The organism is Klebsiella sp. TF21-TM (assembly GCF_019753495.1).
Taxonomy (GTDB): Bacteria; Pseudomonadota; Gammaproteobacteria; order Enterobacterales; family Enterobacteriaceae; genus Klebsiella; species Klebsiella quasipneumoniae.
On the sequence record NZ_JAIJYL010000004.1, the window covers coordinates 188045 to 202140 of the forward strand.

A 14096-nucleotide genomic window follows, 5' to 3' on the forward strand; every position below is an offset into this window, starting at 1 on the left:
GCATATGAAAAAAATGTGATAAAAAGTTGAATGCGCTACGCAAACGTTTAGTTAGCACCAACACAATATTTTCAAACACAACATAGTCAGGCAGGGTCAAGTGTGATGATCCCACAAATTTCTCAGGCGCCAGGGGTAGTTCAACTGGTGCTGAATTTTTTGCAGGTACTGGAGCAACAGGGTTTTACCGGCGATACCGCCACCAGCTATGCCGACAGGCTGACGATGGCCACCGACAACAGCGTCTATCAGCTGTTGCCGGATGCGGTCCTGTTTCCACGTTCCACGGCAGACGTAGCGTTACTGGCGCGGGTCGCCGCCGAACCACGCTTTAAATCGCTGATCTTCACCCCGCGCGGCGGCGGCACCGGCACCAACGGCCAGGCGCTGAACGGCGGAATTATCGTCGATATGTCCCGCTATATGAACCGCATTATTGAAATCAACCCCGAAGAGGGTTGGGTGCGCGTCGAAGCCGGAGTCATCAAAGATCAGCTGAACCAGTTTCTTAAACCCTATGGTTACTTCTTTGCACCTGAGCTCTCCACCAGCAACCGCGCCACCCTGGGCGGGATGATAAACACCGACGCCTCCGGTCAGGGATCGCTGGTGTATGGTAAAACGTCGGATCACGTGCTTGGCCTGCGGGCGGTGCTGATGGGCGGGGATATCCTCGATACCCAGGCGGTGCCGGTGGCGCTGGCGGAGACGCTTGGCAATACGCCCTCGACGATAGGGCGGATTTACAACACGGTCTACCAGCGCTGCAAGGCGCAGCGCGAGCTAATCATTGATAAGTTTCCCAAACTCAACCGCTTCCTCACCGGATACGATCTGCGCCACGTCTTTAACGATGAGATGAGCGAGTTCGACCTGACCCGTATTTTAACCGGTTCGGAAGGGACGTTGGCGTTTATCACCGAAGCGCGGCTGGATATTACCCGCCTGCCGAAGGTACGCCGGCTGGTCAACGTCAAATATGACTCCTTTGACTCTGCGCTGCGAAATGCGCCCTTTATGGTGGAGGCCAAGGCCCTGTCGGTGGAGACCGTCGACTCTAAAGTCCTCAATCTGGCGCGCGAGGATATCGTCTGGCACTCGGTGAACGAACTGATCACCGACGTACCGGATAAAGAGATGCTCGGGCTCAATATCGTCGAATTCGCCGGGGATGGCACGGCGCTGATTGACCAGCAGGTCACCACGCTGTGCCAGCGTCTGGACGAGCTGATGGCCCGCAGCGAGGCGGGGGTCATCGGCTGGCAGGTCTGTCACGATCTTGATGGTGTGGAGCGCATCTACGCCATGCGCAAGAAGGCGGTAGGCCTGTTGGGCAATGCCAAAGGCGCCGCCAAGCCGATCCCCTTTGCCGAGGATACCTGCGTCCCGCCCGAACACCTGGCGGATTATATCGTCGAGTTCCGCGCGCTGCTCGACAGCCACGGCCTGAGCTACGGCATGTTTGGCCACGTCGACGCCGGGGTGCTGCACGTGCGCCCGGCGCTGGACATGTGCGATCCGCAGCAGGAGGTGCTGATGAAGCAGATCTCCGACGATGTGGTAGCGCTGACGGCGAAATATGGCGGTCTGCTGTGGGGGGAACATGGCAAAGGCTTCCGCGCCGAGTACAGCCCGGCATTCTTTGGCGAGGCGCTGTACGGCGAGCTGCGGAAGATCAAAGCGGTCTTCGATCCGGATAACCGCCTGAACCCGGGGAAAATTTGTCCGCCGGAAGGGATTGACGCGCCGATGATGAAAGTCGACGCGGTGAAGCGCGGCACCTGGGATCGGCAGATCCCTATCGCGGTGCGCAGCGCCTGGCGCGGGGCGATGGAGTGTAATGGCAACGGGCTGTGCTTCAACTTTGACGTAAAAAGCCCGATGTGTCCGTCGATGAAGGTGAGCAACCAGCGCATCCACTCGCCGAAAGGGCGGGCGACGCTGGTCCGCGAATGGCTGCGTCTGCTGGCGGATCGCGGCGTCGACCCCAATCAGCTGGAGAAGGCGCTGCCGGAGCAGGGCGTTAGCCTGCGCTCGCTGGTGGCGCGCACGCGCAACAGCTGGCATGCGCGCAAAGGGGAATATGATTTCTCTCACGAGGTCAAAGAGGCGATGTCCGGCTGTCTGGCCTGCAAAGCCTGTTCGACCCAGTGCCCGATCAAAATCGATGTCCCGGAGTTCCGCTCACGCTTCCTGCAGCTGTACCACAGCCGCTATCTGCGGCCGGTGCGCGATCATCTGGTGGCGTCGGTGGAATCCTATGCGCCGCTGATGGCCCAGGCGCCGAAGACTTTTAACTTCTTCATGAACCAGCCGTGGCTGAAAAAGCTGTCGGAGAAGCATATCGGGATGGTCGATCTGCCGCTGCTCTCGGCGCCGTCGCTGAAGCAGCAGATGGCCGGCCACCGCTCCGCCAACATGACCCTTGAGCAGCTCGAAGCGCTGAGCGCCGAGCAGAAAGCGAAGATGGTGCTGGTGGTACAGGATCCCTTTACCAGCTATTACGACGCCCAGGTGGTGGCTGACTTTATCCGTCTGGTTGAGGCCTTAGGCTATCAGCCGGTGCTGCTGCCGTTCTCGCCGAACGGCAAGGCGCAGCATATTAAAGGATTCCTGACCCGCTTCGCGCGCACCGCGCAGAAAACGGCAGACTTCCTTAACCGCGTGGCGCAGCTGGGTATGCCGCTGGTCGGCGTCGATCCGGCGCTGGTGCTCTGCTACCGCGATGAATACAAGCAAACGCTTGGCGACAAGCGCGGCGATTTTCAGGTGCTGTTAGTCCATGAGTGGTTGCCGAAGGTCCTGACCGCCGACGCCCGTCCCGATCCGGGCGGCGAGCCCTGGTACCTGTTCGGTCACTGTACGGAAGTGACCGCGCTGCCGGCGGCGACGAAGCAGTGGGCAGAGATTTTTGCCCACTTCGGCGCGAAGCTGGAAAATGTCAGCGTCGGGTGCTGCGGGATGGCAGGCACCTATGGTCATGAAGTGAAAAACCATGCCAACTCGCTGGCCATTTACGCGCTCTCCTGGCAGCAGGCGATGCAGCGGCTGCCGCGTAACCGCTGTCTGGTGACGGGCTACTCCTGCCGCAGCCAGGTGAAGCGCATTGAAGGCAGCGGCGTTCGCCATCCGCTGCAGGCGTTACTGGAGATAATCGGATGATTTGGAAACGTCAGGCCACGCTGGAGCAGCTCAACCGGCTCGGTGAGGGAAACATGGTAGGGCTGTTGGATATTCGTTTTGAGACCTTTACCGACGATACGCTGGAGGCCACCATGCCGGTGGATGGCCGTACACAGCAGCCGTTTGGCCTGCTGCACGGCGGGGCGTCGGTGGTGCTGGCGGAGACGCTGGGGTCGGTGGCGGGTTATCTGTGCAGCGAAGGCGAACAGAAGGTGGTGGGGCTGGAGGTTAACGCCAACCACATTCGTTCGGCGCGCGGGGGCCGGGTGCGGGGCGTATGCAAAGCGCTGCACGTCGGGACTCGCCACCAGGTCTGGCAAATTGAAATCTTCGACGAACAGTCGCGATTATGCTGTTCATCGCGGCTAACCACCGCGGTAATATAAGCCGTAACCGGGAGGCGAATAGCCTCCCTTTTTTCAGGGGAATAAGCGGGGGCGGGGCCGCCAGCGCGAAACATCAGGCCAGCAGCGCTACCGCGCGGCGGCAAGAAATTATCTAATAAATAGATTATTACCGATCCAATCTCGTTATATATGCTACTCTTTTCAATACGAAATGCTTAAAGGTAACAAGAGGACGGTTAACCATGGGTATTCTTTCCTGGATCATTTTTGGACTTATTGCCGGTATTTTAGCCAAGTGGATTATGCCGGGGAAAGACGGCGGCGGGTTTATTGTAACCATTATTCTGGGGATCATCGGCGCCGTGGTCGGCGGCTGGATCAGTACCTTCTTTGGTTTTGGCAAAGTCGACGGGTTTAATTTCGGCAGCTTCGTGGTGGCGGTAATCGGTGCGCTGGTCGTGCTGTTTATCTACCGTAAAGTGCGCAGCTAATTTTCAGCATTCTGTTTTATTCAAGCTAACAAAAGCTGCCGCGATAAGCGGCAGCTTTTTTATTATCGCAGGACTCAGGCAGAGCCCCCACGCCAGGGCTATTTCCCGTCGGCATCCTCCGCAACCGGCACCACCTCAACGTGAACTTCGTAGTGCTTCGCCTGACCGGTGGGGATCAGGGCGGTCAGTTTGTTAATGGTTTCCGCCGGCGTATCGGTCGCGACCGTTGCTGAAAACAGCACCGGCTTGCGCGGCGGAAACGGTGGCGGGAACGGCGGTTGGGGGCCATGACCCATCTCCAGCGGAGGACGACCGCCGTTGTCGACAACGGGCGTCGGGGCGTCGGTTTTATCGGCGGCAAACGCGCTGGCGGCGGCCACGGCGGCGATAGCGAACAGGGCAAGGAGAGCTTTTTTCATCTGGTATTCCTCGATTAACAAGTACCAAAAGAGTAGAGGGCGGCGGCAGGCGGGACAATCCCGTGCGGCGCGAATCCTCTGAATCTCCTTTATTCCTCGCGAATGTGAAGGTCAGATGAGAGCGGGTGTCATTGTGTTCGGGAGCCTCTTAATTCAGCAGTACGCTCATAATCAGCAGCACGGCCATGCACATCGACATAATACTGATATCAACAATCATTCTGTACGACAAAAGCTCCAGCTAAACGGGTACGACGGCTATGTTAAAGCACGTATTATAGTGGTTAAAGATTGTACCCTGGCATACATTCACACCACAAACGTTTATTAGGCTGACGTGGCCTGAACTGCCGCACCTGACCATGGCATCATGACGATACCTCGAGTACACCTGGCGCTTAGCGGAGCAACATGAGGATAGCTCATGTTGCAATGAATTTAAGTCGCTTTCCCTCCATCACCGACTCTGGCAAAAATAGACCCATTAACGAATCAACAACATTTACCGGTTGAAGCGCGCCAGGTCTGACTCTGCGTCGCCTGTGGAAAATACTCCGCTTATTCCGCTTTATGCCCGACACCAGGATGGACAATCGCCATGAATAACGAATTTACCTATACGATTAAGCGCAGCCGGTTTGATGAAAATTATAACCCTGCGGAAAATACGCGTATTACCACCAACTTTGCCAATTTGGCCAGAGGGGAGAGCCGTCAGGACAATCTGCGCAATACGTTAATCATGATGAATAACCGGTTTAATACCCTGGCGCACTGGGATAATCCCTACAACGATCGCTATGCGGTGGAACTGGATATTATTTCTGTCGAGATGAATATTGCTCAGGATGCCGCCAGTTTTCCGGTGATAGAGATCCTGCAAACGCATATTGTCGATAAAAAAACCGGTGAGCGCCATGCCGGTATCGTCGGCAATAACTTCTCTTCGTATGTGCGGGATTATGATTTTAGCGTGCTGCTGCTGGAGCATAATAAAGACCAGAACCGCTTCAGCGTGCCCGAAAATTTTGGCGAGCTGCACGGCAATATCTTTAAGGATTTCGTGCAGTCCAGCGCCTATAAGACCAGCTTCAGCAAGGCGCCGGTGATTTGCCTGAGCGTATCCAGCAAAGATGTTTACCGTCGCACTGGCAACGAACACCCGGTCCTCGGCATTGAATATGCCCAGGAAGGCGTCTCGCTGACCGAGCGCTATTTCAGCAAAATGGGGCTGCAGGTGCGCTATTTTATGCCAAAACATAGCGTCGCGCCGTTGGCCTTCTATTTTTCCGGCGATCTGCTCAGCGATTACACCAGCCTGGAGCTGATCGCGACCATCAGCACGATGGAGACGTTTCAGAAAATATACCGACCGGAGATCTACAACGCGAATTCTGCGGCGGGGCAATACTATCAGCCCAATCTCAATCACCTGGATCATTCCGTCACCAAAATTGTTTATGACCGGGAAGAGCGCAGCCTGTTGGCGATAGAGCAGGGTAAATTTACACAACAACATTTTATCAACCCGCACAAGACGTTGCTTGAGCAATGGTCTGCTAACTTCGCGCGTTGCTAAACCAAAATAAAAGGCTACTGATTATGAAAACATGGCTTCCGACATCGACCGCCGGCAGTTTACCGAAACCTTCCTGGCTGGCGCAGCCAGAGACCCTGTGGTCGCCCTGGAAACTGTCCAGCGAAGAATTACTGGCCGGCAAGCGCGACGCCCTGCGTTTGTCCCTCGACGACCAGCTGCGGGCCGGGATCGATATTGTCAGCGACGGCGAGCAAACGCGGCAGCACTTTGTCACCACCTTTATTGAGCACCTCAGCGGCGTTGATTTTGCCAAACGCGAGATCGTGAAAATTCGTAACCGCTATGAGGCCAGTGTTCCAACCGTGGTGGGCGCCGTGGAGCGCCAGAAACCGGTCTTCGTTGAGGACGCGCGCTATCTGCGTCAGCTCACCAGTCAGCCGATTAAATGGGCGCTGCCGGGCCCAATGACCATGATCGACACGCTGTATGACAACCACTATAAAAGCCGGGAAAAGCTGGCCTGGGAGTTCGCCAAAATCCTCAATCAGGAAGCGAAAGAGTTAGAGGCCGCCGGGGTCGATATTATTCAGTTCGATGAGCCGGCCTTCAACGTCTTCTTCGATGAGGTGAACGACTGGGGGATCGCCGCGCTGGAACGAGCCACCGAAGGGCTGAAGTGCGAGACGGCGGTGCATATCTGCTACGGCTACGGCATCAAGGCCAATACCGACTGGAAAAAAACGCTGGGCTCTGAGTGGCGTCAGTATGAGGAGGCCTTCCCACAGCTGCAGAAATCGTCCCTCGATATTATCTCTCTCGAGTGCCACAACTCGCGGGTGCCGATGGATCTGCTGGAACTGATCCGCGGTAAAAAGGTGATGGTCGGAGCCATCGATGTGGCCAGCCATGCTATCGAAACCCCGGAAGAGGTGGCCGCTACCCTGCGCAAGGCGCTGGCGTTCGTCGATGCCGACAAGCTCTATCCGTCCACCAACTGCGGTATGGCGCCGCTGCCGCGCCAGGTTGCGACCGGCAAACTTCACGCCTTAAGCGCCGGCGCCGAGATCGTTCGCCGCGAGCTGGCGGCACAATAAGGCGGGCTGGCCTCCGTGCGCTTCTCCCGGTTAACTTCCTGAGCGGGCCGTTGCCCGCACAGCGTCAGGTTGCCGCCAGTGGGCGGCAGATCGCCCGCAGGGCCACGGCGCTGCACAACGGAAACAGCGCCAGCAGAAGCCAGGGATAGACCGCCTGCGGCGAGGGGGTGAGCGCCTGGTCCAGCATATGGCCGAGCAGCAAATTCCCGGCTAACACCGCGCAACCCCCCGCCGTGGCGAGCGCCCCGTAGTGGGCGCCCAGCGTCGACTCCTCGGCGAACAGCGGGATCAGATCCTTGGCTGAGGGCACCAGCAGCATCTGGCCGAGGGTGAGCAGCGTGACAAAGCAGGCCGACGGCAATAATCGCAGCCAGCCTTCGGCGGGCGACGAGGCGGCGAATAACGCCACGCTGACAAAAGAAGCCGACAGCAGCAGAAAGCCCACCGGCAGAATGCGCACGGCGCCAATACGTCGGGCGAAACGGGCGAGAGGAAGCTGCAGGGTAATAATCAATAGCGAGGCCAGCATAAAAAGCGGCGCCAGATCCTGCTCACGGCCGCCGGCGCGTTGGATCTCCACCGGCAGGGCGAGGTACAGCTGGTTATAGCTCAACAGCCATGAGCTGTAGGCGATAATAAACGCGACAAAGCGCGGCTGACGCAAAGGGGTCCACCACGGCACCCGGCTGCGCGTTTGTGTCCGCTGCCCGTCGGCGGGCAGACAGAAAAAGAGCACCAGCAGCGCCAGAAGAAATAGCCCCGCGCCGGCGAGGGCGATATGCCGAAAGCCGATCCCGCTCAGCAGCCCTCCGGCCACCGGGCCGATAACCGCCCCCAGTTCACCGCACACTGCAAACAGCGCAAACCACTCGGCGCGGCTGCGTTTTCCGTTGGCCTGGCTGTGGGTACCGGTCCGCGCCAGCAGGGCCTCGATCGACGGGGAAAACAGCGCTCCGCCGACGCCGGTCAGGCAGGCGCCGAGGATAATAGGCTCCAGCGTTGTGCCGTACGCCAGCAGCAGATAGCCGGCGACGCGAACCACGCAGCCGGCGAGGATGATCGCCTTAGCGCAATAGCGGTCGGCCAGCGTCCCGCCGATGATAAACATGCCCTGCTGGGAGAAGGTGCGCAGCCCGAGGATCAGGCCGATAAGCCCGCCGGAGAGCAGCATCTCGTCGCGCAGGAAGAGGGCAAGGAAAGGGACGACCGCATAAAAGCCAATATTAAAAACGAACTGGCTTCCCAGTAAAACGGGAGGCCAGAGGGTCGCCGCAGGGCGCAGGGAGAAGAGAGGCATATACGCCAAACCTAAACGATGAAATGAATGTGCTTTTTACCGTGGTACGGGGAGATCTCGATTTTGGTTTTCACCCGGAAAACGTCCCACAGCAGCGCTTCGGACAAAATCTCCTCCGGCGTCCCGCTGGCGAGGATCTGCCCCTGCTGCATCACGATCAGCGAATCGCAGAACATCGCGGCATGATTAAGATCGTGAATGGCCACAATGCTGGTCACCGGCAGCTCGCTGATCAACTGCATCAGCTGCATTTGATGGTGAATATCCAGATGGTTGGTGGGTTCATCCAGCAGGATCTCGCTTGGGTTCTGCGCCAGGGCGCGGGCGATATGCACCCGCTGCCGCTCACCGCCGGAGAGGCTCAGCCATCCCTGGTCGCTTTTCTCCAGCATCGCCACCCGCTGCAGCGCGGCGGTGACCGCCTCGTCATCCTGAGCGCTCCAGTTTGAGAACGGCGAGTGATGCGGAATACGCCCCAGGCGCACGACGTCGCGCACCCGCATATTGGCCTCGGTCATGCCGTGTTGCTCGACGAACGCCACCCGGCGGGCGAGCTGCTTTTTCGCCATCCTGGCGATGTCCTGGCCGTCGAGGGTGACGCGACCCGCATCCGGGCGGCGCAGGCCCGCGAGAACCCGCAGCAGCGAGGATTTGCCGCAGCCGTTGGGCCCCAGCAGTCCCACCGTTTCGCCGCGCGACACCCGCAGCGAGACCGTATTGACGATGACCTTTTTGCCTGCCTTCCAGGTGATATTTTCAGCGCAAATACTCATCACTTATTCCTTGAGCGGTAGATAATCACGGCGAAGAAAGGCACCCCAACCAGAGCGGTCACCACCCCGACCGGCAGACTTTGCGGGGCAATCAGCAGGCGCGAGGCAATGTCCGCTAGCACCATCAGGATCGCCCCCGCCAGCGCGCTGGCGATCAGCAACGTCCGGTGCAACGGGCCAAAGAAGAAGCGCATCACGTGGGGCACCACCAGGCCGACAAAGCCGATCGAGCCGGCCATGCTGACGATGGTGGCGGTGATCACCGCCGCAGTAGTGAAGAGGATCAGGCGCACGCGCGGCACGGCAATGCCCAGCGAAGCGGCGGCATCGTCGCCGAAGGTGAACGCGTCCAGCGCCCGGGCATACCACAGGCAGACCGCCAGGCCCGCAAGAACCACCACCAGGACCAGCTGGAATTCGGGCCAGCGGACGCCGCTGAAGCTGCCCAGCAGCCAGAACATCACATCGCGCGCCTGCTGCGCGCTGGCGGAGGTGCTGATGGTGTAGGCCGTGAGAGCGTTAAATAACTGCGAGGCGGCGACGCCCGCCAGGATGGTGCGCTCATTGCCGCCGCGCGCGCCGTTGGTCAGAAAGGCGACAAAGGCGAAGGCGGCGAAGGCTCCGGCAAACGCCCCGGCGGAGAGGGAGATCGCCCCGGCGCCAAGGCCCAGCACCACGATTGATACCGCGCCGGTGGAGGCCCCGGCGGAGACGCCGAGGACGTAGGGCTCCGCGAGGGCGTTCTTCAGGAGGCTTTGCAGCACGGCGCCGCAGATAGCCAGGCCGGCGCCGCAGCAGGCGGCGACCAGGGCGCGGCTGAGGCGGAAATCCCAGATGACGCTCTCGTAGATACGATTGAGAGGCACCGCGGTTAAGCCGGTTTTATTGCTGATAGCGTAAAAGACGTTGTGCAGCGGGATGGGCAGTTCGCCAACGCTGACGCCTACCGCTATCACCAGCGCCAGCACGAACACTGCCACGACGCACCAGCCGGTGAGCAGCATGCTGCGGCGCGTCTGAAGCACGGCGACGCTCATCAGTTAAGCCCCATTTTTCTCAGCTGTTCGCCCACCTGTTCCGCGCCGTAGAGGGTGCGGATGGTCGGATTCATCGCCTGGCCGTCCATCACCACGATATGGCCTTTTTTCACTGCCTCCAGCTGGCTGACGGCGGGATCGCTTTTGAGGAATTTGATCTTCTCCTCGGCCTTATCCAGCGCCCAGCGGTTACGATCCAGGCTTGAGACCACGATCACGTCCGGGTTGGCGGCAATGATGCTCTCCCAGCTCACCGTGGGCCATTCGGTCTCGGCGGTAATGGCGTTATGTCCGCCCAGCACGCTGGCGATAAAGCCGGAGGCGCTGTTTTTGCCGCCGACATAGGCATCGGCCGACGGCGAGGCGCTGGAGAACCAGAAGACGAAGGAGAGATCTTTTTTGCTTTTACCGAACTCCTGACGCAGGTCGGCTTCACGTTTTTTGAAATCGGCGATCAGCGCCTGGCCACGATCTTCCACGTTGAAAATGCGGGCAAAATCGCTAATTTCCTGATACAGCCAGGTCATGTCCCACAGCTTCTGCCGGCTGCCGTACATATCGCCGGTAGCCTTTTTGGTGGCGCACATCCCCGGCGACACGTAGCTGTTCACGCCGACGGTCGCGAGATCTTCACGCTTGGCGACTTTGCTTTCCGGCCCCAGCAGCAGCGGCAACTGGGCGGGAACGAAATCGGGATTTTGCGCCAGTACGGATTCCAGGCTCGGGATTTCCACCGTCAGGGTTTTAATCTTCGCGTTTTGCTCAGCCAGCTGCGGTAATACCCTGGTCGGCCAGAAGGCGCTGGCCACCACCTGCTTTTGCAGCCCAAGCAGCAGCAGGATTTCGACCGTATTTTGCCCCAGCGCGACCACGCGCTCCGGCGGCCGGGTGAAGGTCTCCTGATAGCCACAGTTTTCAATCGTCAGGGGGTAGGTTGTTGCCAGCGCGGAACTGACGGCGGTGAACATCAAGCCTAACGCGCAGAGGACCTTCTTCATTAAACGCTATCCTTGTAAACAGGCGAGTGGATGACCAGCAAATGGAAGTAATGCAAATGAAACTCATTATTGAGGCGGGGTTTTATACAATGCCGTATTTACAGTGTCAATGAGTGACTATTTCAGCAGGGAAGGAGTTACCCGCGAGGCGGGTGGCTCAGCGCGCCAGTGGGCCGCGAATATACGCCTGCAACCCCTCGGCGAGGAAATCAAATACTCGCTTACAGGCGGGGCTATGGCGCAGGTCCTCATGCATCACCAGCCAGGTCTCGAGATACAGAGAAAAGTCGGCCGCCAGCACTCGCCGCAGGGGAATGATGCCGTCGGCAAGGGGCGCCTGGCAGATGCCGATCCCCGCCCCGGCGCGGATCAGGCTCAGCTGGGCGAGGTCGCTATCGGTGCGCATCGCGAACGCCTCGCGCTGGAAACGGGGGTAGCGCTCAAGCGCCCGGCGAACGAGGGGCGTGGCGCTGTCGAAACCAATCAGCGCGTGACCGTCAAGCTCCTCAGGCGTAGCGGGCCGACCCCGGCGGGTCAGATAGGCATCGGCGGCATGCAGCCCGAGCTCGATCCTGCCGAGACGCCGCGCGATAAGCTGCTCCTGCTGCGGAGCGACCATCCGCACCGCGATATCCGCCTCCCGGTGAAGCAGATCCTGAAACCGATTGGAGAGCATCAGTTCGATGACGATATTCGGGCACGCCTGCCTGAGCCGGGCAATCAGCGGCGGCAGCACCTCGGCGCCGACCACCTCGCTGGCGGCCACGCGCACCACGCCACGCAGATCGGTTCTGTCGCGACTAAAGTTGGCCGCCGTGCGTGCCAGCGCCCGGGCGGTGTTGGCCATCGCCTCGGCGTGCACCCGCAGCGCCAGCGCCGCGTCGGTCGCCAGCAGGCCGGTCTGCGAACGGGTAAATAAGGCCTGGCCGAGGGCGGCTTCCAGCCCGGCGATATGGCGCCCCGCCGTCGGCTGGGTGATGTTCAAAGTGCGCGATGCGCCCGATAAAGAGCCTTCCTGCAGGACGGCGAGAAAGGTTCGGTACCACTCCCAGGGAATAGAGGTATTCATACAAAAATGTATAGCCGCTCGATGATGATATGCAATTTCATTTGATATGAGCCGCAGGTAGGCTGTCAAGCATCCATTAGCGAACGGGGAAAGACGATGAACAGCAGCGGCAAGGTCCTTATTCTGGGAGCAAGCGGGGGCATCGGCGGGGAAGTGGCCCGCCGGCTGGCGGCGGACAACTGGCAGGTTCGGGCGCTGAAGCGCGGCGCCCAAGTGCGCGATCCCGGAGAGGGGATGCAGTGGATAGCCGGCGACGCGCTGGATGCCGGGCAGGTGGCGGCGGCGGCTGCCGGTTGTGACGTGATCGTCCATGCGGTCAATCCGCCGGGCTACCGGCACTGGCGGCAACAGGTACTGCCTATGCTGCGCAACACCCTGCAGGCCGCCGAACAGCAGCGGGCGTTAGTTGTCCTGCCCGGCACGGTCTATAACTATGGACCGGATGCCTTTCCGCTGATTGCGGAAGAGGCCGCACAACAGCCGGTGACCCGCAAAGGCGCTATCCGGGTGGAGATGGAGCAGGCGCTGGAGGATTATGTGCAGCGCGGCGGCCGGGCGTTGATTGTCCGGGCGGGGGATTTTTTTGGTCCGCGCGCCGGGAATAGCTGGTTTTCCCAGGGGCTGATCAGGCCCGGTCAGCTTCCCGGCGTCATTCGCCGCCCGGGGGCGATCGGCGTGGGGCATCAGTGGGCCTGGCTGCCCGACGTCGCCGCCACCATCGCCGCGCTGCTGGCCCGCAGGCATGAGCTTGAGCCGTTTTCCCGCTTCCATATGCAGGGCCACTGGGACCCGGACGGCAGCGAAATGAGCCAGGCGATCCAGCGGGTGGTCGCCCGCTATGGCGGCAGGGCGGTAGTGAAGTCCTTTCCCTGGTGGCTGGTGAAGCTGGCGGCGCCCTTCAACGCCACCTTGCGCGAAATGGTCGAGATGCACTATCTCTGGCGTCTGCCGGTACGCCTGCGCAACGATAAGCTGGTGGCCTTTTTAGGCGCGGAGCCGCATACCCCACTCGATCGTGCCGTACATATGACGCTGCAAGGCCTGGGCTGTCTGCCCGCCGGCGCGATAAATAATGAGGCGCGTGAGGCGTAACGCGGCGAGAGAGAGGATCAGGGCGGGGCGTTATTGTGACCAAATCATAATAACGTCACTCGTTGTCAAACGATAGCGATCGCATTAAGCTAAACGGATGACGAAAAATACCTCCACCCCAGCAAGCCGTGGCCCCCTTGACCACAGCGTTCGCGACCAGATTCTTGACGCGGCCATGGCGCACTTTAGTCGCTATGGCTATGAAAAGACCACGGTCACCGATCTCGCCAAAGCAATAGGCTTTTCCAAAGCCTATATCTACAAGTTTTTCGACTCCAAGCAGGCGATTGGCGAGGCAATCTGCGCCAGCCGGCTGGAGAAGATCATGGTGGCCGTCAGCGAGGCCATCGCCGATGCCCCCTCCGCCAGTGAAAAGCTGCGCCGCCTCTTCCGGGCGCTGACCGAGGCCGGCAGTGAACTGTTTTTCGAGGATCGCAAACTGTACGACATCGCCGCCGTCGCGGCGCGCGATAAATGGCCCTCAACGGAGCAGTATGCCGGTCATCTGCAGCAGCTGATTGGTCAAATTCTTGTCGAAGGCCGCCAGGCGGGCGAGTTCGAGCGCAAAACTCCGCTGGATGAGGCGACCCTGGCGGTCTATATGGTGATGTGTCCTTTCATCAACCCGGTGCAGCTGCAATACAATCTCGACACCGCGCCTACCGCGGCGGTGCTGCTTGCCTCCCTGATCCTGAGAAGTCTCTCCCCCTGATTAGTGACTATTGACTTTATTGGTCACTCGTCTGAGAATGCGCT

General features: G+C 59.8%; 13 protein-coding genes. 7 read left to right on the forward strand and 6 right to left on the reverse strand.

What is annotated here, in order from left to right; all coding sequences use genetic code 11:
• The first annotated feature begins 105 nt into the window (after positions 1–105).
• From K5R89_RS05805 to K5R89_RS05815, 3 genes are all read left to right on the forward strand, one after another.
• Entirely contained in the window at positions 106–3162 is a 3057-nt protein-coding gene (locus K5R89_RS05805; protein ID WP_101989408.1) for an FAD-binding and (Fe-S)-binding domain-containing protein, read from the forward strand.
• Positions 3159–3569 carry a 1,4-dihydroxy-2-naphthoyl-CoA hydrolase gene (gene menI, locus K5R89_RS05810; RefSeq protein ID WP_023290099.1) on the forward strand — a complete coding sequence of 137 codons (411 nt, stop codon included), beginning with the start codon at positions 3159–3161 and terminating at the stop codon, positions 3567–3569. The genes K5R89_RS05805 and menI overlap by 4 nt, the downstream gene beginning before the upstream one ends.
• Before the next feature lie 203 nt (positions 3570–3772).
• Positions 3773–4021 (forward strand): GlsB/YeaQ/YmgE family stress response membrane protein, encoded by a 249-nt coding sequence (locus K5R89_RS05815; RefSeq protein ID WP_004203110.1) that lies wholly within the window; start codon positions 3773–3775, stop codon positions 4019–4021.
• Between the two features lie 98 nt (positions 4022–4119).
• Here K5R89_RS05815 and K5R89_RS05820 read toward each other — a convergent pair whose 3' ends face one another.
• On the reverse strand, positions 4120–4440 hold the full coding sequence (locus K5R89_RS05820; protein WP_064154444.1) for a hypothetical protein: 321 nt from the start codon (positions 4438–4440) through the stop codon (positions 4120–4122).
• A gap of 598 nt (positions 4441–5038) precedes the next feature.
• Here K5R89_RS05820 and K5R89_RS05825 point away from each other — a divergent pair.
• Together K5R89_RS05825 and K5R89_RS05830 are read left to right on the forward strand one after the other, a co-directional pair.
• Entirely contained in the window at positions 5039–6019 is a 981-nt protein-coding gene (locus K5R89_RS05825) for a DUF1852 domain-containing protein (RefSeq protein WP_087827113.1), read from the forward strand.
• A 23-nt stretch (positions 6020–6042) separates the two neighbouring features.
• Positions 6043–7074, forward strand: coding sequence for a methionine synthase (locus tag K5R89_RS05830; RefSeq protein WP_023290096.1), 1032 nt, complete (start codon positions 6043–6045; stop codon positions 7072–7074).
• 64 nt (positions 7075–7138) lie between these two features.
• On the opposite strand, the gene K5R89_RS05835 is transcribed toward K5R89_RS05830, so the two are convergent.
• The 5 genes from K5R89_RS05835 to K5R89_RS05855 form a co-directional block, all read right to left on the reverse strand.
• Positions 7139–8371, reverse strand: coding sequence for an MFS transporter (locus K5R89_RS05835; RefSeq protein ID WP_217259223.1), 1233 nt, complete (start codon positions 8369–8371; stop codon positions 7139–7141).
• 11 nt (positions 8372–8382) lie between these two features.
• Positions 8383–9144: an ABC transporter ATP-binding protein gene (locus tag K5R89_RS05840; RefSeq protein WP_023290094.1), complete on the reverse strand. Its 762-nt coding sequence runs from the start codon at positions 9142–9144 to the stop codon at positions 8383–8385.
• Positions 9144–10181: an iron ABC transporter permease gene (locus K5R89_RS05845; protein WP_032453250.1), complete on the reverse strand. Its 1038-nt coding sequence runs from the start codon at positions 10179–10181 to the stop codon at positions 9144–9146. The genes K5R89_RS05840 and K5R89_RS05845 overlap by 1 nt, the downstream gene beginning before the upstream one ends.
• Positions 10181–11179: an ABC transporter substrate-binding protein gene (locus K5R89_RS05850; protein ID WP_032453249.1), complete on the reverse strand. Its 999-nt coding sequence runs from the start codon at positions 11177–11179 to the stop codon at positions 10181–10183. The genes K5R89_RS05845 and K5R89_RS05850 overlap by 1 nt, the downstream gene beginning before the upstream one ends.
• A 157-nt stretch (positions 11180–11336) precedes the next feature.
• A complete protein-coding gene (locus K5R89_RS05855; protein WP_023290091.1) occupies positions 11337–12248 on the reverse strand; it encodes a LysR family transcriptional regulator in 912 nt (303 codons plus the stop codon).
• A gap of 96 nt (positions 12249–12344) precedes the next feature.
• Between K5R89_RS05855 and K5R89_RS05860 the strand changes: the two genes are divergently transcribed.
• Both K5R89_RS05860 and K5R89_RS05865 read left to right on the forward strand, forming a co-directional pair.
• Positions 12345–13340 (forward strand): NAD-dependent epimerase/dehydratase family protein, encoded by a 996-nt coding sequence (locus tag K5R89_RS05860; protein ID WP_087827111.1) that lies wholly within the window; start codon positions 12345–12347, stop codon positions 13338–13340.
• A gap of 97 nt (positions 13341–13437) precedes the next feature.
• On the forward strand, positions 13438–14052 hold the full coding sequence (locus K5R89_RS05865; protein WP_065805468.1) for a TetR/AcrR family transcriptional regulator: 615 nt from the start codon (positions 13438–13440) through the stop codon (positions 14050–14052).
• Positions 14053–14096 lie beyond the last annotated feature (44 nt).